21 protein-coding genes and 1 pseudogene are annotated in these 25,104 nt (G+C 72.1%); 20 read left to right on the plus strand and 2 right to left on the minus strand.

Going from position 1 to position 25,104, the window contains the following annotated elements:
- Together BGO22_RS04495 and BGO22_RS04500 are read left to right on the plus strand one after the other, a co-directional pair.
- Positions 1 to 283: pseudogene (locus tag BGO22_RS04495) on the plus strand (UDP-2,3-diacylglucosamine diphosphatase); the annotation flags it as partial.
- Positions 280 to 1,134 (plus strand): M90 family metallopeptidase, encoded by an 855-nt coding sequence (locus BGO22_RS04500; RefSeq protein WP_070398076.1) that lies wholly within the window; start codon positions 280 to 282, stop codon positions 1,132 to 1,134. The pseudogene BGO22_RS04495 and the gene BGO22_RS04500, both read left to right, overlap by 4 nt.
- Here BGO22_RS04500 and BGO22_RS04505 read toward each other — a convergent pair.
- Positions 1,124 to 3,766, minus strand: coding sequence for a DUF349 domain-containing protein (locus BGO22_RS04505; RefSeq protein ID WP_070398077.1), 2,643 nt, complete (start codon positions 3,764 to 3,766; stop codon positions 1,124 to 1,126). The two genes, BGO22_RS04500 and BGO22_RS04505, sit on opposite strands and share 11 nt — an antisense overlap.
- 127 nt (positions 3,767 to 3,893) lie before the next feature.
- Positions 3,894 to 7,619: a DUF748 domain-containing protein gene (locus tag BGO22_RS04510; protein ID WP_286849295.1), complete on the minus strand. Its 3,726-nt coding sequence runs from the start codon at positions 7,617 to 7,619 to the stop codon at positions 3,894 to 3,896.
- Between the two features lie 672 nt (positions 7,620 to 8,291).
- Between BGO22_RS04510 and BGO22_RS04515 the strand changes: the two genes are divergently transcribed.
- The 18 genes from BGO22_RS04515 to BGO22_RS04600 all read left to right on the plus strand — a co-directional run.
- On the plus strand, positions 8,292 to 9,170 hold the full coding sequence (locus tag BGO22_RS04515) for a lytic transglycosylase domain-containing protein (RefSeq protein WP_070398079.1): 879 nt from the start codon (positions 8,292 to 8,294) through the stop codon (positions 9,168 to 9,170).
- Between the two features lie 247 nt (positions 9,171 to 9,417).
- The gene (glyA, locus tag BGO22_RS04520) at positions 9,418 to 10,659 is read left to right on the plus strand and encodes a serine hydroxymethyltransferase (protein ID WP_070398080.1); all 1,242 of its coding nucleotides are present in this window, start codon (positions 9,418 to 9,420) and stop codon (positions 10,657 to 10,659) included.
- A 16-nt stretch (positions 10,660 to 10,675) separates the two neighbouring features.
- Positions 10,676 to 11,125, plus strand: a complete 450-nt coding sequence (gene nrdR / locus BGO22_RS04525; RefSeq protein ID WP_070398081.1) for a transcriptional regulator NrdR — start codon at positions 10,676 to 10,678, stop codon at positions 11,123 to 11,125.
- Positions 11,126 to 11,168: 43 nt separating this feature from the next.
- Positions 11,169 to 12,308: a bifunctional diaminohydroxyphosphoribosylaminopyrimidine deaminase/5-amino-6-(5-phosphoribosylamino)uracil reductase RibD gene (gene ribD / locus BGO22_RS04530; RefSeq protein ID WP_286849302.1), complete on the plus strand. Its 1,140-nt coding sequence runs from the start codon at positions 11,169 to 11,171 to the stop codon at positions 12,306 to 12,308.
- Between the two features lie 131 nt (positions 12,309 to 12,439).
- Positions 12,440 to 16,465: a pilus assembly protein gene (locus tag BGO22_RS04535; protein ID WP_070398083.1), complete on the plus strand. Its 4,026-nt coding sequence runs from the start codon at positions 12,440 to 12,442 to the stop codon at positions 16,463 to 16,465.
- A complete protein-coding gene (locus BGO22_RS04540) occupies positions 16,462 to 16,998 on the plus strand; it encodes a GspH/FimT family pseudopilin (RefSeq protein WP_070398084.1) in 537 nt (178 codons plus the stop codon). The genes BGO22_RS04535 and BGO22_RS04540 overlap by 4 nt, the downstream gene beginning before the upstream one ends.
- Entirely contained in the window at positions 16,995 to 17,534 is a 540-nt protein-coding gene (pilV, locus tag BGO22_RS04545) for a type IV pilus modification protein PilV (protein WP_070398085.1), read from the plus strand. The genes BGO22_RS04540 and pilV overlap by 4 nt, the downstream gene beginning before the upstream one ends.
- Positions 17,531 to 18,520 carry a PilW family protein gene (locus BGO22_RS04550; protein ID WP_083292995.1) on the plus strand — a complete coding sequence of 330 codons (990 nt, stop codon included), beginning with the start codon at positions 17,531 to 17,533 and terminating at the stop codon, positions 18,518 to 18,520. Before pilV ends, BGO22_RS04550 begins: the two co-directional genes overlap by 4 nt.
- Positions 18,517 to 19,113 carry a pilus assembly PilX family protein gene (locus BGO22_RS04555; RefSeq protein WP_070398087.1) on the plus strand — a complete coding sequence of 199 codons (597 nt, stop codon included), beginning with the start codon at positions 18,517 to 18,519 and terminating at the stop codon, positions 19,111 to 19,113. The genes BGO22_RS04550 and BGO22_RS04555 overlap by 4 nt, the downstream gene beginning before the upstream one ends.
- The gene (locus BGO22_RS04560; RefSeq protein ID WP_083292963.1) at positions 19,106 to 19,609 is read left to right on the plus strand and encodes a type IV pilin protein; all 504 of its coding nucleotides are present in this window, start codon (positions 19,106 to 19,108) and stop codon (positions 19,607 to 19,609) included. Before BGO22_RS04555 ends, BGO22_RS04560 begins: the two co-directional genes overlap by 8 nt.
- 69 nt (positions 19,610 to 19,678) lie before the next feature.
- Entirely contained in the window at positions 19,679 to 20,323 is a 645-nt protein-coding gene (locus BGO22_RS04565; RefSeq protein ID WP_070398088.1) for a riboflavin synthase, read from the plus strand.
- On the plus strand, positions 20,320 to 21,450 hold the full coding sequence (ribBA, locus tag BGO22_RS04570) for a bifunctional 3,4-dihydroxy-2-butanone-4-phosphate synthase/GTP cyclohydrolase II (protein WP_070398089.1): 1,131 nt from the start codon (positions 20,320 to 20,322) through the stop codon (positions 21,448 to 21,450). Before BGO22_RS04565 ends, ribBA begins: the two co-directional genes overlap by 4 nt.
- A 26-nt stretch (positions 21,451 to 21,476) precedes the next feature.
- A complete protein-coding gene (gene ribH, locus BGO22_RS04575) occupies positions 21,477 to 21,941 on the plus strand; it encodes a 6,7-dimethyl-8-ribityllumazine synthase (RefSeq protein WP_070398090.1) in 465 nt (154 codons plus the stop codon).
- A gap of 4 nt (positions 21,942 to 21,945) precedes the next feature.
- Positions 21,946 to 22,446: a transcription antitermination factor NusB gene (gene nusB / locus BGO22_RS04580; protein ID WP_070398091.1), complete on the plus strand. Its 501-nt coding sequence runs from the start codon at positions 21,946 to 21,948 to the stop codon at positions 22,444 to 22,446.
- Positions 22,443 to 23,663 (plus strand): pyridoxal phosphate-dependent aminotransferase, encoded by a 1,221-nt coding sequence (locus BGO22_RS04585; RefSeq protein ID WP_070398092.1) that lies wholly within the window; start codon positions 22,443 to 22,445, stop codon positions 23,661 to 23,663. Before nusB ends, BGO22_RS04585 begins: the two co-directional genes overlap by 4 nt.
- Positions 23,664 to 23,680: 17 nt before the next feature.
- Complete coding sequence (gene ybgC, locus BGO22_RS04590) at positions 23,681 to 24,091, plus strand: tol-pal system-associated acyl-CoA thioesterase (protein WP_070398093.1); 411 nt, start codon at positions 23,681 to 23,683, stop codon at positions 24,089 to 24,091.
- A gap of 54 nt (positions 24,092 to 24,145) precedes the next feature.
- A complete protein-coding gene (gene tolQ, locus BGO22_RS04595; protein WP_070398094.1) occupies positions 24,146 to 24,859 on the plus strand; it encodes a protein TolQ in 714 nt (237 codons plus the stop codon).
- Between the two features lie 10 nt (positions 24,860 to 24,869).
- Positions 24,870 to 25,104: biopolymer transporter ExbD (locus BGO22_RS04600; protein ID WP_286849317.1), on the plus strand; the 235-nt coding region annotated here is incomplete at its 3' end.

Below are 25,104 nucleotides of genomic sequence, written 5' to 3' on the forward strand. Positions count from 1 at the left end.
CATCGCGCGCGATCTGCGCGCGCGCAGCGAGGCGCGCAAGCGCAGCCTGGGCCCCGACCCCGGACTGTGGGCGGACGTGGACGCCCACGCGGCCACCGCCTGGCTGGAACAGGCCGGCGCCGCCACGCTGATCCACGGCCACACGCACCGCCCGGCCGAGCACGCGCTGGCCCCGGGGCGCCGGCGCCTCGTGCTCAGCGACTGGGACGCGGGCGCCCAGCCGCCGCGCGCCGATGCGCTGCGCCTGAGCGAGCGCGGCGCGCAGCGGGTGAGCGCCGCGTGAGCTGGCTGGCCTCGCTGCGGCGCCGCTGGCGCCGCCCCGCCCCCATTCCCGAGGCCCTGTGGCGCGACACGCTCGCGGCCCTGCCCTTCCTCGCCGCGCTGAACGGTGGGGACCGCGCGCGCCTGCGCCTGCTGTGCCAGCACTTCCTGGTCGAGAAGGAATTCAGCGGCGCCAACGGCCTGGTGGTCACCGACGCCATGGCGCTGTCCATCGCGGCGCAGGCCTGCCGCCCGCTGCTGCACCTGCACGGCCCCGATGGGCGCGCCCTGCGCCGCGCGCCCGACCTGCTCGACTGGTACGACGACTTCGTGGGCATCGTGCTGCAGCCCGGCGCCGTGCTGGCGCGCCGCAAGGTGCACGACGCCGCTGGCGTGGTGCACGAGTACACCGAGGCCCTGGCCGGCGAGGCCATGGACGGCGGCCCGCTGATGCTGAGCTGGGAGGATGTGGCCAGCGCGGGCGAGCGCGCCGCCATCGGCCACAACGTGGTGATCCACGAATTCGTGCACAAGATGGACATGCGCGAGCTGCAGGCCGGCGAGCACCCGCAGGGCGCGCCCACCCTGCCCCTAGGCTTCCTGGGCACGCGCGATCCGCGCGAGGCCCGCGCGCGCTGGCAGCGCGTGATGGCGGCGCATTTCGACGGCTTCCGCGAGGCCGTGTCCATGGCCGAGCGTTTCGGCGGCGAGCCGCCCTGGCTGGACGGCTACGCCGCGAAGGACCCGGCCGAGTTCTTCGCCGTGACCTGCGAGGCCTACTTCGTGAACCGCGAGCGCTTCGGGCAGGAGTTCCCCGCCCTGCTGGCGCTCTACGACGCCTTCTTCCTCAGCGCGCGCCCGCTCAGCGCTTGAGCAGCGCCTTCAGCGCGGCCTGCAGACGCCGCGCCGACTTCTCGTCGTGCGCCCCGCCCAGCACCTGGGCCACGTCCTGCGCCCAGGTTTCCGTGGGCGATGGCGCGTTGCGGCGCGTGAGCAACTGCAGCTGCAGCAGGCGGCGCTCGCTCAGGTGCTCGGCCGGGGTCGGCGCATCGGCGGCGATCTCCAGGCGCAGCAGGGCCTCGGCGGGCAAGGCATTCGCGGGCTGGCCGAGCGCGGAGGCCCAGGCCGAACGTTGAGCCGGCGCCACGCGCCCGCCCAGGGCCTGCGCGGGGGGCAGCTGCTGCGCGTCGCGCGCGCGCCAGGCGTCCAGCACCTGGGTGAGCACCTCGCCGTGCGCCTGCTCGGCCAGGCGGCGCAAGCTGGCCTGCGCGGCTTCCATGGCCTGGCGCTGCGCGCGGAAGGCGGTGTCGCCCAGGCGTGGGCCGCGCGGTTCGCGGTCCTCGCGCGAATCGCGGAAGTCGCGGCGGTCACGGCCATCGCGACCGTCTCGGCCACCGCGCGCGTCGGGGCGGCCGGGGCGGCCATCCCGGCGCGGGTCGCGGGGCGCGGGTTCGGCTTTCCTGGCACCGGGGCGGTCGTCGCCCCGCATGGCCACCAGCTTGCGCGGCGCGGCCGGTGGCGCGGTGGGCGCGGGCGCGGGCGCGGCGCCGTCGGCCGGTGCGGCCTCCCCGCCAGCGGCGGCCTCTGGCGCCGCGGCCGGCGTGGCCGCCGGTGGTGCCGCGCGCCCGGCGGCCTCCAGCGCGGCCATGGCCGCGCGGATGCGCTGTGCGTCGCCCGACTGCGTGGCGGCCTCGAGCTCGCGTGAGGCGTCCAGCACGCGCTGGTCGACGGCGCTGAGCGCGCCGGCCTGCTGCTGGCGCTCGCTGGTCTTGCGCTCGAAGGCGGCGTCGATGGGCGAACGGAAGGCCTCCCACAGCTTCTGTTCCTGCTTGCGGTCGAGCGGCACGGCGTGCGCCTCTGCCTGCCAGCGCTGCTGCAGGGCCTTCACGGCGTCGATGCGCAGCGGCTGCGCCTGCGACAGCGCGGCGGCCTCCTCGATCAAGGCGCGGCGGCGCGCCACGCTCTCGGCCTGCGCGGCCTCCAGGCGCGCGTGCGCCTGGTGCATGGTGTCCTTCCACAGCGGCTGCACCTCGGCGAAGGCCTTCTCGCTCAGGTGGCCGGCCTGGCGCCAGCGCTCGGAGAAGGCGTGCAGCTCGCGCAGCTGGGCTTTCCAGTCGCTGCTCTCGGCGTGCGCGGCGGTCCAGGCCTTGAGTTCGTCGATGATGGCCTGGCGCTGGGCGCGCGTGGCCTCGGCCTGCTGGCGCACCTGCGACAGCCAGGCCTCCACGCCCTTGTGCGCCTCGGTGCAGGCTTCGTCGAAGCGCTTCCAGAGCGCGTGATTGGGCGCACCGCCCTGGTCGGTGGTCTTCCACTGCTCGCGCAGTTGGCGGATGGCCTCCTGCAGCTTGCGTCCGGTGGGCCGCTGGCCCTCGGGTGCCTGCGTCAGCGCCTCGGCCTTGGCCACCAGCTCCTCGCGCAGCTGGTCGGCGCGCCAGCGCTGCCAGCCTTCGAGTTCACCGGCTTGCGACAGCACGGCATGGGCGCGCGCTTCCAGCGCCTGGCCGATCAGGCGGCCGTGCTGCTTGAGCAGCTGGCGCAGCTCGGCCGCGGCCTTGGGCGTGGCCTTGCCATGGCCTTCGGCCACCTCGGCCTCGAGCGCGGCCACGGCCTTTTCGATCTCGGCGCCGGCGCGCTCGCGGCGCGCCTGCTGGGCCTGTTGCGCCTGCTCGTTGGCGGCCTGCTGCTCGGCGGGAGCCAGGCCGCGCGCGGCGCGCAGCTCGTCGGCCCACACGGGCACGGCCGGCAGCGGGGCGTTGGCGTCGGCGGCGGCCGCCGTGGCCTGGGCCAGCGCGGCATCGAAGGCGTCCCAGACCAGCTGCAGCTGCTGGCGCGAGGCCTCGAGCATGGGCGGGAACTTGGCCTCCACGCTGGCCCATTGCGGGTCCTGTGTCAGACCGTCGATCTGCTGCTGCCACTGGGCCACGTCGCCGCGCAGCGCGTCGGCGGCCTGGCGGGCCTCCTGCCAGGGCTTGGTGGACAGCACCTCGATGCGCTGGGCGATCAGCACGGCGGCCTCCCGCTCCACCTGCACCGCGTGCTGCAGGTCCTCGATGGACTTGATGCGCTCGGCCAGGCGCTGGCGCAGCGTGGCCAGGGGCTCGCGCGACAGCGGCGCGCCGGCGCGCGCGGCGTCGCGCTGCCAGGCCAGGGCATCGGCCAGGTTCAGGCGCGACGCGGCCAGCAGGGCCTCGGCCTTGGCCGACCATTCGCTGGCCGCCTGCTCCTGCGACTTCTGGCGCTTGAGCTCGTCGAGCTTTTCCTTCAGCGCCTTGGCCGCGCCGCGGTCGCGCTGGCTGAGCTCCTTGAACACCTCGTTCATGTGCTCGGCCGAGGGATCGGTGGCGAGCCAATCGCGCACGCGCGCGGCGCGCTCGCCGGCGGTGGGGGCCGAGAAGACGCCGCCGGTGAGCGCGTCCAGGGGATGGGCGTTGGCGGACTTGGGGTTGGAGGGGGTGTTCACGGCGGGCTCGGGGGCGGATGTCTGGCGCGGAGAAAACAGCGACATGTGAAAAGGGCAGCGGATGCGCGGCGGGCCGCGCGGAGAAACGCGTATTGTCGCCGCTCGGCGCGGCGCCGGCTTTCCCCGGGTCGCGCCGCTCAGCGCGGCGCCGGCTTACCCGCGGTCGCGCCGCTCAGCGCGGCGCGAGTTGCAGTTCGGCCCGCGGCACCCACTGGTCGCCGCTGGCCTGGGTCTTGGGCGCGCCCAGGAACAGGCGGTCCTCGGGCAAGCGCAGGCCGGCCAGGAAGTCCTTCACCGCCACCGCGCGCGCCACCGCCAGCTCGCGCATGGTGTCCTCGGTGGGCGATTGGGCGGCCAGCAGCAGCGCCTCCATTTCTTCCAGCGGAATGTCCTTGCCCAGGCCGATGAGGTTGCGCGGCTTGGGAATGTCGGCGCGGCGGTAGGCCTCGCGCAGCAGCTCGGGGCGCTCCTGCGCGCTCACGCTCACGCGCGCGGGCACCTCGCCGCCGGCGCGCGCCAGACGGCGGCGCTTCTCGGCCTGCAGCAGCCCGTCCAGCCGGGCGCGCTGCCAGCCCGCGCGCTCGGCCTCCAGGTCGCTGTGGCCCACGATGGTGACCCGCAGCGCCGGCCGGTTCTCCAGCGCCTTGGCGAGCGACTCGAGCTGCGTGCGCTTGGCGTCGCTCAGCTCGGCACGGCCGGGATCGAAACCGATCTGGCTGGCGTCCGCGCCGCCGCCCGAGAAGGCGCTGGCGATGAGCGAGAACGGCGCCGTGATGGCCTTGCCGATCAGGTTGACGATGACCCGCACGATCACCGGGCCAAGCCGGAACTGCGGGTCGTTGAGCGAGCCGCTGATGGGCAGGTTGATGTCGATCACGCCGTTGCGGTCAGCCAGCAGGGCCACGGCCAGCTTCACCGGCAGGTTGGCCGGGCTGTCGGGCACGCGCTCGCCGAAGGCGAGCTGGTTCAGCACGATCTGGTTGCTGGCGGTGAGCTGGCCGTTCGGCTCCACCTGGTAGGCCACGTCCACGCTGAGCTTGCCGCGTTCGATGCCGTAGCCCGCGTACTTCACGCTGTAGGGCGACAGCGGCGGCAGCTCCAGGTCGCGCACCACGCCCTTGATGTCCAACGCCAGCGGCGTGGCCAGCGGGTTGATGCGGCCATTGATGTCCAGCGTGGCCGTGCCCTCGGCGCGGCCCTTGAGCGAGAGCGTGGCCATCTCGGGCGGCTGGCCGGGCGCGGCCGGGGTGCTGGAGAACGCGCTGAGCGAGCCCGTGACCTCGCTGAGGTTGGCGCTGTAGTTGGGCCGCACGAAGTGGTCCGAGAACAGGATGCGGCCGTTGACCAGGCTGATCGGGCCGATGCGGATGTCGGCCGCCGGGCCGGGCGGCGGCGCGGCGGCCGTGGTGGTGGCGGCGTTGGGCGCGGGCGCGCCGGGTGCCGGGGCGGTGGCCGCCGGGGCGGCGGGCGCGGCCGGCTCGCCCGGCGCGGGCTTGACCAGGTCCTGCAGGTTGAAGCGCCCGTTGAGGTCGATGGCGATGCGCGCGTAGTAGTCGCTCAGCACGGTCTCGGCCACCTGCACCGACAGGGGTTGCCCCGGCGCCTGGCGCACCCGCAGGCCACGCACCTGCAGCGACTGCCACTGCAGCAGTTCCTCGCCGGGCGAGCCGGTGTTGGCGCGGAAGTCCTCCACCGCCAGGTCCACCGCGGCCTGCACGCGCGGGCCATTGGCCGGCAGGGTCAGGTCGATGTCGCCGCGCACGCTGGTGTCGGCGCGCAGCAGTTCCAGGTTGAGGTAGTCGGCCAGGTAGGGCTCCAGCGCGTGCACGGGAAATCGCTCCACCTGCACGCGGCCGCGCCAGTGCAGGTCGGGGCCGGCGCCGGCCGGACCGGGCAGGCGCAGGCGGCCGTCGGCGGCCACGGTGCCGGCGGTGGACCCGCCGCCGGCCACGCGCAGCTTGAGGTTCAGCGGCGCCTCGGGGGCGCGCTCGCCGGGGGGCTGCAGGTCCTGCAGGCGGACGTCGAAGCGGTCGAGGTCCAGCCGCACCGGGTTGGCCTTGCTGTCGTCGATGAAGCGCACGCGCCCGCCGCGCAGGCGGGCGTCGGCCAGGCGCCAGGTCCAGGACGCGGCGGGCTCGGCCGCCTGGGCGGCCTGGGCCGCTTCTTTCGTGGCCGCCGGCCCGGCGGGCGGGGCGGCGTGCGCAGGCTTGAGCCAGCGCTCCACCATCCAGCGGCCCTGCGCGTCGCGGTGGGCGTCGAGCACGGGGTTGTCCAGCGCCACCTGGCCCAGCTCGGCGTGGTGTTTCGCCAGGTCGATCTTCAGTTCGGCCAGGCGCAGGCTGTCCAGCCGGGCCAGCGGGCGCTTGGCCGGGCCCAATTGCAGCTGTTCCAGCACCAGCTCCGGCCCCTGCAGGCCCAGCTGGTCGGGCTGGCCCTCGGCGCCGCGCACCCAGTCGAACACCAGACTGGCGCGGGCGCGGCCGTCGAGTTCGGGCGCCAGCACGCTGGCCAGGTAGGGCGCGGCCAGGCGCAGGCCCCAGTTGTCGAGCGCGGCGCGCACCTGGGCGCGGTCGCCCGCGACCTCGCCCTCGGCCTTGAGCGTGGCCTCGCCCACGGCGGCGGCGAGCTGCAGGCGCGCGGGTTCCTTCACCGGCCAGGCGATCGGCGCGAGCGTGAGCGAGGCGATGCGCAGGTCCTGCTCGGCCCGGGGTTGCACCGAGGCGTCGCGCCAGCGGACCAGGGCCTCGCTGAGCTCGAAGCCCTGCACGGCCAGCTGCCAGGCCGCTTCCGGCGCCGGGGCGGGGACGGGTTTGGCCTCGGCCGCCGGGGCCATGGGCCAGCTGGCCGCCAGCCGCTGGAGGTTGAGCCGCCCCTGCGCGTCGCGGGCCAGGTCGAGTTCGAGCCCCTGCCAGCGCACCGCGCCCAGGGCCACGCGCCGGCGCAGGGGCTCCACGCGCTGCAGCGCCACGTCCAGGCGCGGCGACAGCAGCAGGGGCGCGCCACCCGCTTCGTCCAGGCGCAGGTTCGACAGGCCCGCGGTGCCGGCCACCACCAGGGTCGGCTCGGCGTGCTGCTCGAAGTCGAGCGTCAGGTCCAGGTGCAGCGCCCCCGAGGTGAGCTGCACCGGCCAGGCCTTGGGCCAGTACGGCCGGTAGGGCGCCAGGTCCAGCTCGGGTATCTGCAGGCGCGCGCGCGTCTGGTGGTCCTCGGCGAATGGGGTGGTGGCCACGCGGCTGTCGAAGGCGCTGCCGTTGAGCGTGAAAGCCAGCCGCGGCTCGGTCACCACCTCGCGGCGCGACCCCAGGTTGCTCAGGAAGGGCACGGCGATCTGCAGACCGTCCAGGTGGTGGGTCACGCCCACGGGCTCGTCCCGCACGCTGGCCTGGCCGTTGACCACTTCTATATTGAAGACGGCGAAGCGCGCGGGCGAGTTGTCCTGGGGCCCGCTGGGCGGCGGCGGCGTCAGGCGCTGCAGCACGTCGTCGAAGTCCCAATGCCCTTGCCCCAGGTGGCGCAGCGCCAGGCGCGGCGTGTCGACCTTCAGGGCATCGATCACCGGCGCGAGCCGCACCAGGGACTGCAGCTCCGCATTCATATAGAGCTGCTTCACCGACAGCAGCTCGTCGGCGCCCTCGGCGCCAGCGACCCGCAGGCCATCCACCCACAGCTCCAGCGACCAGGGGTGAAAGCGCACCTGCTCCACCGTGACCGCGCGGCCCAGCCGCTCGCTGCCCTGCTTTTGCAGCTGCCACTTCAGCAGCGGCGGCAGGCCCAGCCAGGTCAGGCCCCACAGCAGCAGCAGGCCGGCGACCACCCAGGCCAGGCGCCGCGCGAGGCGCGAGCGCGGCGCAGCAGTGGGCGGATGGGGGACGGGGGAATCCGTTGCGGTGTCGGCCATGCGCGAGTGTCGCGCAAGCCAGGGCCACGCCGCATGACGGCCCCAAAAACAAGAAACCCCGGCGGGAAAAACCCGCCGGGGTTGACGGCGGGCAATGAAGCGCTTGCCGTCGGTTGGGTGGTGGGAGGGTGATGTCCCGCCAGCCGGGGAGCAAGAGATTGCTCCCAAAGGGGCCGTTCGATGGATCTCCACCGGGTCGGCTGTGCCGGTCTGCGACCGACGGGTGAAGCGTACGCCGCGCCAACGGTCGAATCAAGGCACGCGCGTCGCCCGGCCATGGAACTTTTCAATCGCGACCCGGCCGCCCATTCCGGCGCCCCAAAACCCCGTTTTGCCCCATGAAAGGTGGGCATCGGCCGACCAGCGGTCATACGCCTGTCATCGCGCGCAAACCCGCGTGGCCATTGGCGGCGGCGCTGCACTTGTCTAATTTGGCACGTCGGCCGGCGATTTTATATTACTAATTATTCTTCAAACAGCGTTCAAAACCATTGACTGGCTATTAACGCCTCCCTACCATCCGCCGACTTTTGCCCACGCGAGGGTAAACCCGGGCCTGTACGGCAGGCCCACTCGCTGGAACCGGCCCCCCCGGCCATCCACCGAGAGCCCCCCCAACGACCGCCCGCGCCGTTCCCACGAACGCCGCGGGCGACCTGCAAGGAGCGACCCATGAGGACCCACTCGCCGACGCCGCAGAAGAGCACGACACGTGCCCTGGCATCGTCCCTGAACCACGCCGCCTCCGACGTGTACCAGGGGTTCATCCACACCACGCAGAACAGCCTGGCGCTGCTCGGCACGGTGGCCGCGGTGGCCCTGCTCGTCTTCGGCATGCGCGCCGACCTGCGCGCCAGCGCCGAGGAGCGGCTGCTGAGCTGGCTGCTGCAGCGCCAAGAGGCGCAGCAGCTGGTCGAGCGCGACGTCGAGGTGGAACCCACCGCCATCGACCGCGTGACCGTGGCCAACCTGCGCGACCTGACCGAGCAGCAGGCCAAAGTCACGCAGTGGCTCAGCCGCAAATACCGTGTGGCGCCCGAACCCGTGGGCGCGCTGGTGGCCGAGGCCTACCTGATTGGCGAGCGCAGCCGCCTGGACCCGACGCTGCTGCTGGCCGTGATGGCCATCGAGTCGCGCTTCAACCCCTTTGCCCAGAGCCCCGTGGGCGCCCAGGGCCTGATGCAGGTGCTCACGCGCGTGCACACCGACAAGTACGAGGACTTCGGCGGCGAGCTGGCGGCCTTCGACCCGCTGTCGAACCTGCGCGTGGGCGCTCGCGTGCTGAGCGACGCGGTCAAGCGCGCCGGCTCCCTGGAGGGCGGCCTGCGCCTCTACGTGGGCGCGGTCACCACCGACGGCAGCTGGTACATCAACCGCGTGATGGCCGAGCACCTGCGCATCCAGCGCGTGGCCCAGGGCGCGCCGCTCAAGCACTTCGACGCGCCACCGCCGGCGCGCGCCATCCCCGTCAATGCCCCGGCGCCGAGCAACGAGGTCGAGGCCGAGGTCCGGCCCACGGTGGCGCCCCCGTCCACGGCCATTCCGTCCTGAAGCCGCCCGCCCGCGCGGCCGGCGGGATCCGCAGCCCGCTGGGCTAAACTAGCGCGGTGCGCGACTGGCGATAGGCGGCCACCCCTTGCGGGGATCGGCCGCTGACGTGGACACCCGGCCCCCTGTTCAGGGCGACCACCGGGACAACCACTGGGAAGCGCACCGCCCGCGTCGACAGGCCGGGCGTTCAGCCGTTCGCCTGGGCAGCCCTTGTCACGCGCAAGGTTCCTCGTCATTCAGGACTGCCATGTACGACCGCCGCATCCTCATCGAACAGACCGACCCCGAGCTGTTTGCCGCCATCCAGGCCGAAAACGCCCGCCAGGAACACCACATCGAGCTCATCGCGAGCGAGAACTACGCCAGCCCGGCCGTGATGGCCGCGCAGGGCACCCAACTCACCAACAAGTACGCCGAGGGTTACCCCGGCCGCCGCTACTACGGCGGCTGCGAGTACGTGGACGTGGCCGAGCAGCTGGCCATCGACCGCATCAAGCGGCTCTTCGGCGCCGAGGCCGCCAACGTGCAGCCGCACTGCGGCGCCTCCGCCAACGAAGGCGTGTTCCTGGCCTTCCTCAAGCCCGGCGACACCATCATGGGCATGAGCCTGGCCGAAGGCGGCCACCTCACCCACGGCATGGCGCTCAACATGAGCGGCAAGTGGTTCAACGTGGTGTCCTACGGTCTCAACGAGAAGGAAGAGATCGACTACGACGCCATGGAGCGCAAGGCCCACGAGACCAAGCCCAAGCTCATCATCGCCGGCGCCTCGGCCTACAGCCTGCGCATCGACTTCGCGCGCTTCGCCCAGGTGGCCAAGGACGTGGGCGCGCTCTTCATGGTCGACATGGCGCACTACGCCGGCCTGATCGCCGCCGGCGTCTACCCCAACCCGGTGCCGCACGCCGATGTGGTGACCTCCACCACCCACAAGAGCCTGCGCGGCCCGCGCGGCGGCTTCATCCTCATGAAGGCCGAGCACGAGAAGGCGATCAACAGCGCCATCTTCCCTGGCCTGCAGGGCGGCCCGCTGATGCACGTGATCGCGGCCAAGGCCGTGGCCTTCAAGGAAGCGCTCTCGCCCGAGTTCAAGGCCTACCAGCAGCAGGTGGTGAAAAACGCCCAGATCGTGGCCGAGACGCTCACCCAGCGCGGCCTGCGCATCGTGAGCGGGCGCACCGAAAGCCACGTGATGCTGGTCGACCTGCGCGCCAAGGGCATCACCGGCAAGGAAGCCGAGGCGGTGCTGGGCCAGGCGCACATGACGATCAACAAGAACGCCATCCCCAACGACCCCGAGAAGCCGATGGTGACCAGCGGCGTGCGCATCGGCACCCCGGCCATGACCACGCGCGGCTTCAAGGACGAGGAAGCGCGCCTGACCGCCAACCTGGTGGCCGACGTGCTCGACAACCGCGACCCGGCCAACATCGCCGCGGTGCGCGAAAAGGTCAACGCGCTGACCGCGCGTTTCCCGGTCTACCGCTGAACCCGGAGCGGCGGCGATGCGGTGCCCCTTCTGCGGCCATCTCGAGACCCAGGTGGTCGAGACGCGGGTCTCGGAAGACGCCGACTTCATCCGCCGCCGCCGCCGCTGCGGCCACTGCGAGAAGCGCTTCACCACCTACGAGCGGCCCGACGTCAGCTTCCCGATGGTGGTCAAGAAGGACGGCCGCCGCGTCGAGTACGTGCCCGACAAGCTGCGCGCCTCCTTCGCGCTGGCCCTGCGCAAGCGCCCGGTGAGCACCGAGCAGGTCGATGCCGCGATCGAGCGCATCGAGGAAAAGCTGCTCAACCTGGGCGTGCGCGAGATCCCGGCCAACCGCATCGGCGAGATGGTGATGCGCGAGCTCAAGAAGCTCGACAAGGTCGCCTACATCCGCTTCGCCAGCGTCTACCGCAGCTTCGAGGACATCGACGAGTTCCGGGCGCTGGTGGATGAGGTGAAGCGCTGATGGCCCCCCGGTGCGCGGCCCGCGCCCGCGCAGGAGCCGCGAGGTGAGCACCGGGCCCCTGGCGGCGGCGCTCGAACTGGCCGAGCGCGCCCTCTGGCTGTCGAACCCCAACCCCCGCGTCGGCTGTGTGCTGGTCGCGTCGGACGGCCGGGTCATCGGCTCGGGCCACACCCAGCAGGCCGGCGGGCCGCACGCCGAGGTCATGGCCCTGCGCGACGCCCAGGCGCGCGGCGAAGGCACGGCCGGCGCCACCGCCTATGTCACGCTGGAGCCCTGCTCGCACCACGGCCGCACCCCGCCTTGCTGCGACGCGCTGATCGCGGCCCGGGTGGCGCGCGTGGTGGTGGCCACCACCGACCCCAACCCCCGCGTGGCCGGCCAAGGCCTGCAGCGGCTGCGCGCCGCCGGCCTCGCGGTCGACCTGCTGCCCGGCGACCACCCCATCGCCCGGGCCAGCCGCGAACTCAACATCGGCTTCTTCAGCCGCATGGTGCGCGGACGGCCCTGGGTGCGCATGAAGATGGCCGCCTCGCTCGATGGCATCACGGCCCTGCCCAACGGACAGAGCCAGTGGATCACCGGAGAAGCCGCCCGCGAAGACGGCCACCGATGGCGCGCCCGGGCCTGCGCCGTGCTGACGGGCGCGGGCACCGTGCTCGAAGACAACCCCCGCCTGGACGCGCGCTTGCCGGGCCTGCTGCGCCAACCGCACCTGGCCGTGATCGACAGCCGCCTGGACACCCCGCCCACGGCGCGGCTGTTCGAGCCGCCGCACGGTGGCCTGCCGCGCCAGCGGTGGTTCTTCCATGCCGACGCTGCCGAGCCCCGGGCCGCGGCGCTGCGGGAACGCGGCGCCGACACCCTCCCGATGCCCGGCGCGAACGGCAAGGTCGACCTGGGCGCCGCGCTTCAAGAGCTGGGCCGGCGCGAGGTGAACGAGTTGCACGTCGAGGCCGGGGCCAAGCTCAACGCGTCCCTGCTGCGCGAGGGCTGGGTGGACGAGCTGCTGGTCTACCTGGCGCCCCGCCTGCTCGGCCAGGGAGCCGGCATGGCGCCCTTCGGCCCGCTGGAACGTTTGGCCGACGGCGTGGCCCTGCGCTGGCTGGACACCCTGCCGGTGGGCACCGACCTGCGATTGCGCGCCCGGCTCGAGGGCCGAGACGCATTTCTCACGGACCACTGATCACCCGGGCGCGACCGTTGGCGGTCGAACTACCGCAAAGTGAGTAGCACTTAGTTCTGCATCCGTTTGGCCATGCAGTCCATCGGCTGATGCCCGGCGGGCCTGGCGAAGCGGCTGAACCATCGCGGGCCATGTCGCGCTCGCCCTGCTCCCGTCCCCTGCCCCATCCCGCGCCTGGCCCGGCGCCCATCCCCCGTCCGCCACGCACCCCACGCCCGGCAGCGCATCTGCCGGGCTGGCTGCTGTGCGCCATCGGCACCGCCGCCGGGCTGGGCGCGGTGGAGGTCCAGGCCCAGCCCAGCCAGCGCCCGCTGCTGGTCAGCAGCACGGGCGCCAAACCCAACATCGTGGTCTCGCTGGACAACTCGGGGTCGATGGCGATCCCCTATCCCGATGGGTACGACGTCAGCCGACCAGGGTGGCGCGGCCTGCCCACCGGAGACGACGGTCAGCCGATGTTCGAGGCGCAGCGCTCACCCGACGTCAACCCCATGTACTACAACCCTCGGATCACCTATCGGCCACGGGTGGATGCCAAGGGTGAGCCGCTGCAAGCCAACGACGGCATCCAGTTCATCTCCAACGCCAGCTCCGCGGCGTTTTCGTACAAGGTCTTCGCCGATCCGATGGCCCCGGCCGGCGCCGCCCCGGTTCTGATCATCAGCGCCCAGTTTCCCAACTACCCGCCGGTGCAGGAGCCAAAGAACCAGACGCCGCTCTACTCCCTCAGTCTGAGTCAATGGGCCCCGGTGAACCGCCCCCATGGCGCCGCCGATCTCAACAGCAACACGCCACCGTTCACCTACGTCCTCTGCGACAAGGCCGCGCCCAACGGCGCGCTGAGGAGCACGGCATTCGGCACGACCTGCAATCGGGTACTGCGCACGGTGGACGTCCGCCACGACGGCACCGACCCGATCGCCTTGCCGGCCGACCACCAGCGCACCGACTGCGCCCAGGCCCTGAAGCTGCGCTGCACCCGCGAAGAAGAAGTCACCAACATCCTCAACTGGTACCGCTACTACCGCACCCGCATCGAGGCGATCAAAACCGCCCTGGGCCAGGCCCTGCACAGCGACAAACTCACCGACGGCCTGGCGCGCATCGGTTATCGACCGATCAACATGGTGCCCGAGTCAGGCGCCGTGCCGCAGTTGGGCAAGAGCACCAGCAGGCCCCAGGTGCTGCGGGGCGTGCGCCCCTGGGCGAAAGGCCCGGCCAACGATCAGTTCTACCAATGGCTCTATGGCAACTACGCCAACGGCGGCACCCCCCTCCAACGGGCCTACAAGGACGTGGCCAGCTACTTCGGTGTGGGCACCGGCGCCAAGGAAAACCCCTGGGCCCGAGACCCGAGCCGCGTGAGCGACGCCTCCAACCCGGAGCTGGGTTGCCGGCGCGCCTACCAGGTGGTGCTGTCCGACGGCGGCTGGAGCGACGACGACCTGCGGGGCACGCCGCCCGACACCCCCAACCAGGACGCCACCCAAGGCCCGGGCTTCACGCGCAGCACCGCCGGCAACGCGCCCGCCGAGACCTTTGCCTACCAGCCCGAGGGCATCAGCAGTGGCCGGCAACGGTACGTCCCCTACCCCGGCCCCGCCACGGGCGGGCTGGCCGATCTCGCCGCCCAGTACCACTGGCATACCGACCTGCGGCCTCAACTGGAGAACAACGTCCCCACCCGCGACTTGCAGCCCGCGTTCTGGCAGAACCTCACCACCTACGCCATCGGCTACCTGATCCGCCCCTCGGGCGACAACGGCGTCGCATCGGGCCTGAGCTTTCAGCAGATCAATACCTACCGCAACCAGTACCTGGCGAACGGGTACCAGGGCGCCACGTCCCCCCGTTGGCCCTCCAAGGGCGCCGATCTGCGCACCACCGCGTGGAACAACAGCTACAAATTCTGGGAATTCGCCCGCCCGGAATCCGACCGCATCGACGACTTCATCCAATCCGGCTACACCGGCGGCGGCCGCAGTTTCAGCGTGCAGGACGCCGCCGGCGTGCGCGCCACCATCGACGCCATCCTCTCGGACATCCTCGACGCCAGCGGCAACGACGCCGGCATCGCGCTGGGAAGCGCTCCGGCCGCGGCCGATTCGCTCGACGGCCGCCTGAAGTTCAAGGTGGACTACCGCACCACCGACAACATCGGCAACGTCACGGCCCAGCAGGTCGATCAGAACGGCAACCCCCAATTGCTCGACCAGGACGCCAATGGCCAGGCGCTCAAGCCGCCCAGCGAGACCTACTGGTCGGCCCAGCAACAAATGCCCGCTCCCGCCGACCGGCGGCTCTACAGCCTTGGCGACGACGGGCTGGGCGTCGAGCTGAAGGGTCGCCTCGACCGACTGCCCAGCGGCATCCGCAGCGCCCTGCGCATGGGCGCCCACGCCGACAAGCTCCCCGACGACGAGCGCTTCGTCGACTACCTGCGCGGCAAAGACCCGGTCATCGACCTCAGGGACCAGCCGTACCGCCTGCGCGCCTCGCCCCTCGGCGCCATCGTCAACAGCGCCCCGGTGCTGCTCGGCGCGTCGCAGCACTATGGCTACGAAGACGCCCAGAGCACCGTGAGCGGCAAGGAGCGCTACGCCGCCTACCGCGACCGCATCGCCCTGCCCCCCGACACCCTGTTCGTGGCCACCAACGCTGGCGTGGTGCACGCCCTCGACGCCGCCAACGGCCGGGAGATCGCCGCCTACATGCCCCGGCGCAGCCTGCGCCGCCTGCTGGACCAGGCCCAGCCCGACAGCGGCTTTCGCTACGTGCTGGACGGCCCGCTCAGCACGCACGACGTGTTTGACGGCAGCTCATGGAACTCGCTGGTGGTGGGCAGCGGCGGTCGGGGAGAGCGGGTGGTCTATGCCCTGCGGCCCCGGCTCGGCGCGCGGGGTGAGACCCAGATGGACCAGAACGACTTCCTCTGGGAAACCGGCCCCGACGCCATCGACACCGCCAACGACGGCGACAACACGCCCTTTGCCACCGGCCACATGACCAACCCCGCTCGCAGTGGCCAGACCGATTCGGGCGATTGGGTGGTGGTGCTCAACAGCGGCCACTACAACGGACAGGCCGACGGCAGCCGCCACGGCCTGGTGGTGCTCAACGCCCTGACAGGCCAGGTGCTGCGCACGATCACCCTGCCGGTAGCCTATTCCGCGGGCCGTGGCCTGGGCGGCGTCACGTTGGTTCGCGACACGCGCAAGCGCATCGTCGCGGCCTATGCGGGCGACGCCCGGGGGCACCTGTGGCGCTTCGACCTGCGCGGCGCGCCCGCCAACTGGAGGGTCTCCTACGGCCAACCGCTGTTCACCGCGGAAAACCACCGCCCGATCTACGCGGCGCCGGCCTGGCAAGCCCACCCCAAGGGTGGCCTCATCGTCGTCGCCGCCACCGGCATGCTGCTGGAGGACAGCGACGCCAGCGACACCTCGCAGCGCGAGGCCATCTACGGCATCTGGGACCCCACCTCGCGCACCGACGGCAGCGAAGCCGCCAATTTCCAGACCGTGTCGCCGGACCAACTGCTGGAGCAGAAGCCCGAGGCACTCAAGGCCACCGTGGACGGCAAGAGCTACTTCTCGATCAGCCGCCACCCGATCGCCTGGGACGGCCCCCAGGCCAGCAAAGGCTGGCAGCTGCGGCTCGGCGGCGCGGACGGCCAGGGACAGATGGCGCGCGCGGGCGAGCGCGTGATCGAACCGCTGGCCAACGCCGGCTCCAGCGTGGTCATCGGTTCCGTGGTGATCAACCGAGGCGGCAGCGACGCAGAAAGCTGCACCGGCGCCGACGCGCCGGGGGGCGCCATCTACGTGCTCAACGCGCTCGATGGCGCCGGCAGGCGGGCCTTCGACACCGACCAGGACGGCCGGCTCGACGAGGCGTCCATGGTCTTTGTCGCCGCCGGCGGCTACGCGCGTGGCAACGCGCTGGTGAACACCACGCCCGAAGCCAAGATGGGCCCCGCGCAACATGCCGAACGGTACGTGGCCACCCAGAACGGCGAAAGCTCCTTCAACAACCCCGGCTGCCGCGCCGCCCGCCTGAGCCTCCTGGGCGTGGGCAACGGGCAGCAGGCCGCGGGCGTCAGTTGCCCCGCAGCCTGGAGCCGCCAGCAGTACCAGCTCACCCGACTGCCGCAATGAACGCCTCACATCGCCTGGCGCGCGCAGCGCGTGGCATCACCCTGATCGAGCTGATGGTGGCCATCGCCGTGCTGGCGGTGCTGCTGGCCATCGGCATGCCCTCGTTCGCCGCGCTGGTCCGCCAGTGGCGGCAGGACAGCGCCGTCGACGCCTTCATCGGCGATGTGCGCCTGGCGCGCAGCACCGCCACGCGCACCTCCCGGCCCGTCGTGGTCTGCGCGATCGGCAGCGCCGGCAGGTGCTCCACGGGCGCCGACTGGGCCGGCGGCTGGCTGGTGTTCTCCGATCTCGACGGCAATGGCGAGCGGGACGCGGGCGAACCGGTGATCGCCCAGCGCGGCGCGCAGGCCGGCATCGCCGCCATGCGCGACAAGAACTCGCCCGCCCAGCTGAGTTTTCGCAGCAACGGCACGCTCAGCGGCACAAGCGACACGGTGAGCGTCCAGCCCCAAGGCGCGAGCGGGCCGACGCAGGTCATCACCATCAACATGCTCGGTCGCGCCCGCGTGGGAACGCCCGAGGCCAAACCATGAACCCTCGACACGCGGCCCGGGGCTCGACACTGATCGAAGTCCTCATCGCCCTGCTCGTGACGTGTGTCGGCCTGCTCGCCATGGCGCGCCTGAGCGCCGCCGCCATCGGCCACCAGAAATCGGCGCAGCGGCGGCTGCTGGGGCAGACCCTGGTCCAGCAGTACGCCGAGCGCGCCCGGCTGAACGTTTATGGCTTCGACCTGGGCGCCTACGACCTGGCCCTGGGTGCCACGGCGCCCGCCGCGGCCCCGCTGGACCCCGACGCCGCCGACCTGGCCGCGGCCCAGGCCGTGGCGCAGGCGGACCAGCGCGAATTCCTCCAGGCGGTGGCCAGTGCCCTGCCCGAAGGGCGCGCCCAGGCCCACTCGCTGCCCAGCGCCACGGCACGCAACCTTGATGTCTGGCTGCTCTGGCGCGACACCCCGGTCAGCGACGCCCAGGGTCTGGTCCCGGCCGCCACGCGGCAGTGCCCCCAGGGCCTGAGCGACAGCGACCGCCAGGGCGCCAGTTGCATGCATTTCCGGGTGGGCCTATGAAACGATCCACCCGCCCATGGCCTGCAGCGCGCCAGCGCGGCTTCACCCTGGTGGAGCTGATGGTGGCCCTGGCCCTGGGCCTGTTCCTCGTGGGCGTGGTGGGCTTCACCTACCTGCAGGCGGCCAGCGGCACGCGCTTCGGTGCCCTCGAATCGCAGATGAACGAGGAAGGCGCGCTGGCGCTGGACACGCTGCGCTCGCAGCTGCGCCTCGCGGGCTATTCCGAAACGGGCGCCGACGGCCTGCGCCTGCTGAAGGAATCGCCCCTGCGCGGCTGCGACGGCGGCTTCACCAGCGCCACCGAGACCGGCGCCCTCGAATCGCTCGCCTGCCAGGGTGGCGGCGGCAACGACGCCATCGCCCTGCGCTTCCAGGCCACCGCCTTCAACACCCAGATGGTTCTCGCCAGCGGCACCAACACACCGCTGCCCGCCAACTGCACGAACGTCGGCATCGCCGCGACGGCCCTCGCCCCCAAGGTCGAGCCATCGTTCGCCGACAACCGCTTCTACATCGCCACCGACCCCACGAACGACAACGTCCCCACGCTCTACTGCCGCGGCAGCGACGGCCCCGGCAGCTTCAGCGCCGCGGCGGCGCTGGTGCCGAACGTCGAAGGCCTCCAATTCCGGTACGCGATCACCCGCCGCCCCACCGCAGGAGAGGTGCCCCCTCACCAAGTCACGGCCCTCGTCTCGGCCAGCGACCTGCCACCCGGCGACGGGTGGGCGCGCGTGGCCGCGGTGGAACTGTGCCTGGTGGTGCGCTCGGCGCGGGCCGTGCCGCGGGACGGCCTGAACATGAACGACACCACCCGCCACATCGGCTGCGACGGCGCCGTGCACACCGCCACCGATGGCCGCCTGCGCCGGGCCTACCGCGCCATGGTCCCGCTGCCCAATGTGCGCCCGGCCCTGCCCCAGCCCTATGACGCCAGTGCCGGCGCCGTGGCCAATCCCTACCGCGACCTGAACACCAACCCATGAGGAACCGCCCCCTGCCCGCTCCCACCGTGCCGGCGCGGCGCCCCGCGCGCGGCCGGGGCCTGGCGCTGCCCGTGGTGCTGGTGCTGCTGCTGGTGATGGCCTTCGCGGGCCTGCTCGCAGCGCGCCGCAGCGCCACCGTGGAAGAGATCAGCAACAACGCGCGGGTCCACCAGGTCGCCTGGCTGTCCGCCCAAAGCGGCCTGCGCTACTGCGAGGCCGTGGTTATCGACTCGGTCGAGGGTGGCACCCGATTCGACGCCGTGATCAAACAGCGCGTGGGCACGACCGCGATCGCCGACGCCAGCGACCGGAACGCGGCCTGGGCCAAGCTCGCCAACTGGGCCGACACCAGCGCCGTGCTGATCACCGCGCCGGTGGCCGGGCAGAACGCCAGCGCCGCCCTGCAGGGCGCGCCCGCGCCGCGCTGCCTGGCCGAGCCCCTGGCCGATGGCCGCTACCTCGTCACGGCACGCGGCCTGTCGGCGGGCGCCAGCTTCAATGGCAGCGGCCAGTTGCTGGGTGGAGCGGAGGTCTGGTTGCAATCGGTCATCTCGCCCGAGCCCGTGCACTTCAATGGAAAAGGCTATGAATGAGCTTCGTGTCGCGGCGCCCCCACCGCACCCCGCCCGGATCACCCGGCGCCACGCGCGCGGCGCCCGGGGCTTCACCCTCATCGAATTGATGGTCACCTGCGCCATCGTCGCCGTGCTGGCCGGCATCGCCTACCCCAGCTACGCCGAATACGTGCGCCAGGGCCGGCGGGCGGACGCCCAGCGCGCCCTCGAAGAGGCCAGCCAGTTCCTGCGCCGGCGCTACAGCAGCATGGACACCCACGTGGGCGCCACACTGCCCCCCGCCCTGACCCAAAGCCCACGCGAAGGCTCGCCGGCCTACACCCTCACGCTGGTCGAAAACGGCCAGGCCGTGGGCGTGGCCACCCAAGCCCACACCTACACCTTGCGCGCCGTGCGGGCCGGCGCCATGGCCGCCGACCGTTGCGGCGACCTCGAACTCGACCACACCGGCGCCCGCGCCCTGCGCAACGCCGCCGCCAACGCCGTGCTGGCGGACTGCTTCCGCGGTGGCTGACCCCGCCTGTCGCGGGGCCGGCGACGCGCCCGCGACGGACGGTCCCTCAAACCCTGCGAAAATGCCCGGATGTTCACCGGCATCATCACCGGCGTGGGGCGCATCGCCGACTCCCATGCGCTGGGCGGTTCTTTGCAGCACGGGCGGCGCCTCACCATCGAGGCCCCGGCCGGGTACCTGGCCGACGTCGGCCTGGGCGACAGCATCGCCCTCAACGGCGCCTGCATGACCGTCACCACGCTCGACACCACCCGCGACCGCTTCACCATCGACATTTCCGCCGAATCGCTGGCCCGCACCGCCGGGCTGGACGCCGTCGGTGGCCGCCTGAACCTCGAGAAGGCCCTGCGCGCCCACGACCGGCTCGGCGGCCACATCGTCTCCGGCCATGTGGACGGCACCGGCACCGTGCTGCGATTCGCCCCCGTCGGGGAAAGCCACGAACTCGCCGTGCTCGCGCCGTCGGAGCTGGGCAAGTACCTGGCCTACAAGGGCTCCATCACCGTCAATGGCGTGAGCCTCACCGTCAACCGCGTCGCCGACCGGCCCGACGGCTGCGAGTTCAGCATCAACCTCATCCCTCACACGGTGCAGCACACCACCCTGGGCGACCTGGTCGCCGGCAGCGCCGTCAACCTCGAGATCGACACCGTGGCCCGCTACGTCGAGCGCATGCTCGGCGCGGGCCTCAGCCCGGCCAAGGAGCCCGCATGAACGCCCCCGAAACCCTGGCCCCCGTGGCCATCTCCCCCGTCGAAGCCATCGTGGCCGACATCCGCGCCGGCCGCATGGTCATCCTCGTGGACGAGGAAGACCGCGAGAACGAGGGCGACCTCGTGCTGGCGGCCGACCACGTCACGCCCGAGGCCATCAACTTCATGGCCCGCTTCGGCCGCGGCCTGATCTGCCTCACGCTCACGCGCGAGCGCTGCGAGCGGCTGAACCTGCCGCCCATGGTGCCGCGCAACGGCACCAAGATGGGCACGGCCTTCACCGCCTCCATCGAGGCCGCCGAGGGCGTGACCACCGGCATCTCCGCCGCCGACCGCGCGCGCACCGTGCAGGCCGCCGTGGCCCCCAACGCCAAGGCCAGCGATCTGGTCCAGCCCGGCCACATCTTCCCGCTGCAGGCGGTCGAGGGCGGTGTGCTCATGCGCGCCGGCCACACCGAAGCCGGCTGCGACCTCGCCGCCATGGCCGGTTGCTCGCCCGCCGCCGTCATCTGCGAGGTGATGAAGGACGACGGCACCATGGCCCGCCTGCCCGACCTGCAGCTGTTCGCGGCCGAGCACGGCATCAAGATCGGCACCATCGCCGACCTCATCGAATACCGCAGCCGCACCGAGTGCCTGGTGCGCAAGGTGGGCAGCCGCCCGCTCAAGACAGCTTTCGGCACCTTCACCGCCCACGCCTTCCGCGACCAGCCCAGCGGCGCGCTGCACCTGGCCCTGGTGATGGGCGAGTGGCAAGCCCATGAGAGCGTGCCGGTGCGCGTGCACGAGCCGCTGTCCGTGCTCGACGCGCTCGAGATCGACCGCTCCATGCACAGCTGGGGCCTGGACGCCAGCCTGCGCCACCTGGCCCAGGCCGGGCGCGGCGTCGCCGTGCTGCTCAACTGTGGCGAGGCGGCCGAGCAGTTGCTCGCCCAGTTCGAGGGCACCGCCCGCTCCGCCCAGGCGCCCGAGCGCGGCCGCATGGACCTGCGCACCTATGGCGTGGGCGCGCAAATCCTGCGCGAGTGCGGCGTGAGCCGCATGGAGCTCCTGGGCACGCCGCGCCGCATGCCCAGCATGCAGGGCTATGGCCTCGAAATCACCGGCTTCATCGGCCACCCCCACTGACCCCCCACGACAACGAAAGCCCCTCCATGTTTGGCGCAGACAAAGGCACGGCCGACCTGCTCGACGGCAAACGCCTGCACATCGGCATCGTGCAGGCACGCTTCAACGAAGCCATCACCGACGCGCTGTTCAGCGCCTGCCAGGCCGAGCTGCTCGCCCTGGGCGTGCACGAGAAGAACATCGCCCACGTCAAGGTGCCCGGCGCGCTGGAAGTGCCCCTGGCCCTGCAGGCCATGGCCGAACTCGACGAGTACGACGCCCTGATCGCCCTGGGCTGCATCATCCGCGGCGAAACCTACCACTTCGAGCTGGTGGCCAACGAATCCGGCGCGGGCGTCACCCGCGTCGCGCTCGACCACCAGATCCCCATCGCCAACGCCATCCTCACCACCGAGAACGAGGCCCAGGCCCTGGCGCGCCAGATCGACAAAGGCCGCGACGCCGCGCGCGTGGCCGTCGAAATGGCGCTGGTGCTCGACCGCATCGGCTGATCCCATGAGCACCGCCCCCGCTTCCGACCCCAGCCACGCCAAGCCGCGCAAGGCCACCGACAAGTCGGCCCGCACCCGCGCCCGCGAGTTCGCGCTGCAGGCGCTGTACCAGCACCTGGTGGGCCGCAACCCGGTCGACGACATCGACGTCTTCACGCGCGACCTCACCGGCTTCCACAAGTGCGACAGCCTGCACTTCGACGCCCTGGTGCGCGGCTGCATCGAACAGGCCGCCGAACTCGACGCGCTGATCGCCCCGCGCCTGGACCGCCCGCTCGCCGAGACCTCGCCCATCGAGCACGGGGTGCTCTGGATCGGCGCCTACGAGCTGCGCCACTGCCTGGACGTGCCCTGGCGCGTGGTGCTCAACGAGTGCATCGAGCTCGCCAAGTCCTTCGGCGGCACCGACGGCCACAAGTTCGTCAACGGCGTGCTGCACCCCCTGGCCGAGCAGTTGCGCCCCGCCGAGGTGGCGGCGTCGCCCCGCGCCGGGGCCCGCCGATGAGGGTCTCGCGCCGGGCCGAGCGCGTCGAGCCTTTCTACGTGATGGAGCTGGCCAAGGCCGCCACCCGCCTCGCGGCCGAGGGCGGCGCCGGCCAGCGCCCGATGATCTACCTCAACATCGGCGAGCCCGACTTCACCGCCCCGCCGCTGGTGCAGCAGGCCGCCGAGCGCGCCATCCGCGACGGCCGCAGCCAGTACACCCAGGCCCTGGGCCTGCCCGCGCTGCGCGAGGCCATCGCCGGCTGGTACGCCACGCACTTCGGTGCCACGGTCGACGCCTCGCGCATCGTCGTCACGGCCGGTGCCTCGGCCGCGCTGCAGCTGGCCTGCCTGGCGCTGATCGACGCGGGCGACGAGATCCTCATGCCCGACCCCAGCTACCCCTGCAACCGCCAGTTCGTGCAGGCGGCCGAGGGCGTGGCACGCATGGTCCCCTGCGGGCCCGGCCAGCGTTTTCAGCTCAGCGCGGAGCAGGTGCAGGCGCACTGGGGCGAGCGCACGCGCGGCGTGCTGCTGGCCTCGCCGTCCAATCCCACGGGCACCTCGATCGCGCGCGACGAACTGCAGCGCATCGCCGCCGCCGTGCGCGAACGCCAGGGCATCACGCTGCTCGACGAGATCTACCTCGGCCTGAGCCACGACGCCGCCTTCGGCCAGACCGCGCTCACCCTGCCCGACGGCCTGGGCGAGACCGTCATCAGCGTCAACAGCTTCAGCAAGTACTTCAACATGACGGGCTGGCGCCTGGGCTGGCTGGTGCTGCCGCCCGCCCTGGTGCCCGCGGTCGAGCGCCTGGCGCAGCACCTGTTCATCTGCCCCAGCGCCATCTCGCAACACGCCGCGCTGGCCTGCTTCGAGCCCGACAGCCTGGCCGAGTACGAGCGCCGCCGCGCCACCTTCAAGGCCCGGCGCGACTACTTCATCCCCGAGCTCAACCGCCTGGGCCTCACCGTGCCCGTGATGCCCGACGGCGCCTTCTACGCCTGGGCCGAGGTGGGCGCCCTGTGCGAGCGCTGGGGCATGGCACCGCCCGGCGACAGCCCCGAGACCGGCGGCAGCTGGCCCCTGGCCTTCGAGCTCATGCGCCGCTGCCAGCTCGCGGCCACGCCGGGGCGCGACTTCGCGCAGGCCGAGGCCGGGCGCTACCTGCGCTTCTCCACCGCCAACTCAATGGAGCAGCTGCAGGAAGCCGTGGCGCGGCTGGAGGCGGCCTGGTGAATGCGCCCCCGCCACTCATGGCGCCTTTCGAGTGGCGCGTGCGCGTCTACTGGGAAGACACCGACGCGGGCGGCATCGTGTTCTACGCCAACTACCTCAAGTTCTTCGAACGCGCCCGCACCGAATGGCTGCGCGCGCGCGGCGTGGAACAACAGCGCCTGCGCGAGGCCGAGGGCGCCATGTTCGTGGTGAGCGCCACCGACCTGCGCTACCTGCGCCCCGCGCGCCTGGATGATTTGCTTCTCGTTACCGCCGAGGTCACGGAAGCGGGCCGCGCCTCGCTGACAATCGCCCAGTCGGCGCGCCGGGACACCCCGGCGGGGGAATGCCTGTGCGAAGGCAGCATCCGCATCGGCTGGGTCGACGCCCGCACCCTGGCGCCCCGGCGCATGCCGGCCTCGCTGCTCCAGGCCCTGGGCCTGGCCTGAACCGCGCCCGGTGACAGACCGAAACCTTTTCCACCCGTTCCGATCTCTGCACCCATGACCCCAGAACTCTCCATCGTCCAGCTCATGCTCCACGCAACCTGGGTGGTCCAGGCCGTGGTGGCGCTGCTTGTGCTGATGTCGCTCATCAGCTGGGCGGCCATCTTCCGCAAGCTTGGCACACTCAAGCGCGTGCGCGCCCGCAACGACGCCTTCGAGCGCGAGTTCTGGTCGGGCACCAACCTGAACGAGCTGTACGCCGCTGCCGCGCAGAACGCCCGCAATGCCGGCCCCATGGAACGCATCTTCGCCAGCGGCATGCGCGAATTCAGCAAGCTGCGCGAGCGCCGCATCACCGACAGCGGCGCCCTGCTCGATGGCGCGCGCCGCGCCATGCGCGCCAGCTTCCAGCGCGAACTCGACGTGATGGAGTCCAACCTCTCCTTCCTCGGCACGGTGGCCTCCGTGGCCCCCTACGTGGGCCTGTTCGGCACGGTCTGGGGCATCATGCACGCCTTCACCGGCCTGGCCTCGCTGGCCCAGGTCACGCTGGCCACGGTGGCGCCCGGCATCGCCGAAGCCCTGGTGGCCACGGCCATCGGCCTGTTCGCCGCCATTCCGGCGGTGGTGGCCTACAACCGTTTCGCGCACGACATCGACCGCGTCGCCAACGGCCTGGAGACCTTCATGGAGGAGTTCTCCAACATCCTGCAGCGCAACCTGGGCTCGCACCCGCCCCAGCACGCCACGGCGTCGGCATCCACCTTCTGAGGCACCGAACATGGCCAAGCTCGCCGCCCGCGGCCGCGGCCGCCGCACGATGAACGAGATCAACATGGTCCCGTTCATCGACGTCATGCTGGTGCTGCTGATCATCTTCATGGTCACGGCCCCGCTCATCACGCCCAGCCAGATCGCCCTGCCCACCGTGGGCCAGGCCCAGCGCCAGCCCGACCGCTTCGTGCAGGTGACCATCGACAAGGAAGAACAATTGCGCGTGCGCGAAGGCAGCAGCA

The organism is Hydrogenophaga sp. 70-12 (assembly GCF_001897365.1).
GTDB lineage: Bacteria > Pseudomonadota > Gammaproteobacteria > Burkholderiales > Burkholderiaceae_C > Hydrogenophaga > Hydrogenophaga borbori.

Coding starts and splice junctions, on each gene's coding strand:
- nrdR (WP_070398081.1), top strand. CDS start 10,676: ATGCGGTGCCCCTTCTGCGGCCATCTCGAGACCCAGGTGGTCGAGACG.
- BGO22_RS04505 (WP_070398077.1), bottom strand. CDS start 3,766: ATGTCGCTGTTTTCTCCGCGCCAGACATCCGCCCCCGAGCCCGCCGTG.
- BGO22_RS04535 (WP_070398083.1), top strand. CDS start 12,440: ATGTCGCGCTCGCCCTGCTCCCGTCCCCTGCCCCATCCCGCGCCTGGC.
- ribH (WP_070398090.1), top strand. CDS start 21,477: ATGTTTGGCGCAGACAAAGGCACGGCCGACCTGCTCGACGGCAAACGC.
- tolQ (WP_070398094.1), top strand. CDS start 24,146: ATGACCCCAGAACTCTCCATCGTCCAGCTCATGCTCCACGCAACCTGG.
- BGO22_RS04565 (WP_070398088.1), top strand. CDS start 19,679: ATGTTCACCGGCATCATCACCGGCGTGGGGCGCATCGCCGACTCCCAT.
- BGO22_RS04550 (WP_083292995.1), top strand. CDS start 17,531: ATGAAACGATCCACCCGCCCATGGCCTGCAGCGCGCCAGCGCGGCTTC.
- BGO22_RS04555 (WP_070398087.1), top strand. CDS start 18,517: ATGAGGAACCGCCCCCTGCCCGCTCCCACCGTGCCGGCGCGGCGCCCC.
- glyA (WP_070398080.1), top strand. CDS start 9,418: ATGTACGACCGCCGCATCCTCATCGAACAGACCGACCCCGAGCTGTTT.
- ribBA (WP_070398089.1), top strand. CDS start 20,320: ATGAACGCCCCCGAAACCCTGGCCCCCGTGGCCATCTCCCCCGTCGAA.
- BGO22_RS04540 (WP_070398084.1), top strand. CDS start 16,462: ATGAACGCCTCACATCGCCTGGCGCGCGCAGCGCGTGGCATCACCCTG.
- pilV (WP_070398085.1), top strand. CDS start 16,995: ATGAACCCTCGACACGCGGCCCGGGGCTCGACACTGATCGAAGTCCTC.
- BGO22_RS04585 (WP_070398092.1), top strand. CDS start 22,443: ATGAGGGTCTCGCGCCGGGCCGAGCGCGTCGAGCCTTTCTACGTGATG.
- BGO22_RS04510 (WP_286849295.1), bottom strand. CDS start 7,619: ATGGCCGACACCGCAACGGATTCCCCCGTCCCCCATCCGCCCACTGCT.
- BGO22_RS04515 (WP_070398079.1), top strand. CDS start 8,292: ATGAGGACCCACTCGCCGACGCCGCAGAAGAGCACGACACGTGCCCTG.
- BGO22_RS04560 (WP_083292963.1), top strand. CDS start 19,106: ATGAATGAGCTTCGTGTCGCGGCGCCCCCACCGCACCCCGCCCGGATC.
- nusB (WP_070398091.1), top strand. CDS start 21,946: ATGAGCACCGCCCCCGCTTCCGACCCCAGCCACGCCAAGCCGCGCAAG.
- ybgC (WP_070398093.1), top strand. CDS start 23,681: ATGGCGCCTTTCGAGTGGCGCGTGCGCGTCTACTGGGAAGACACCGAC.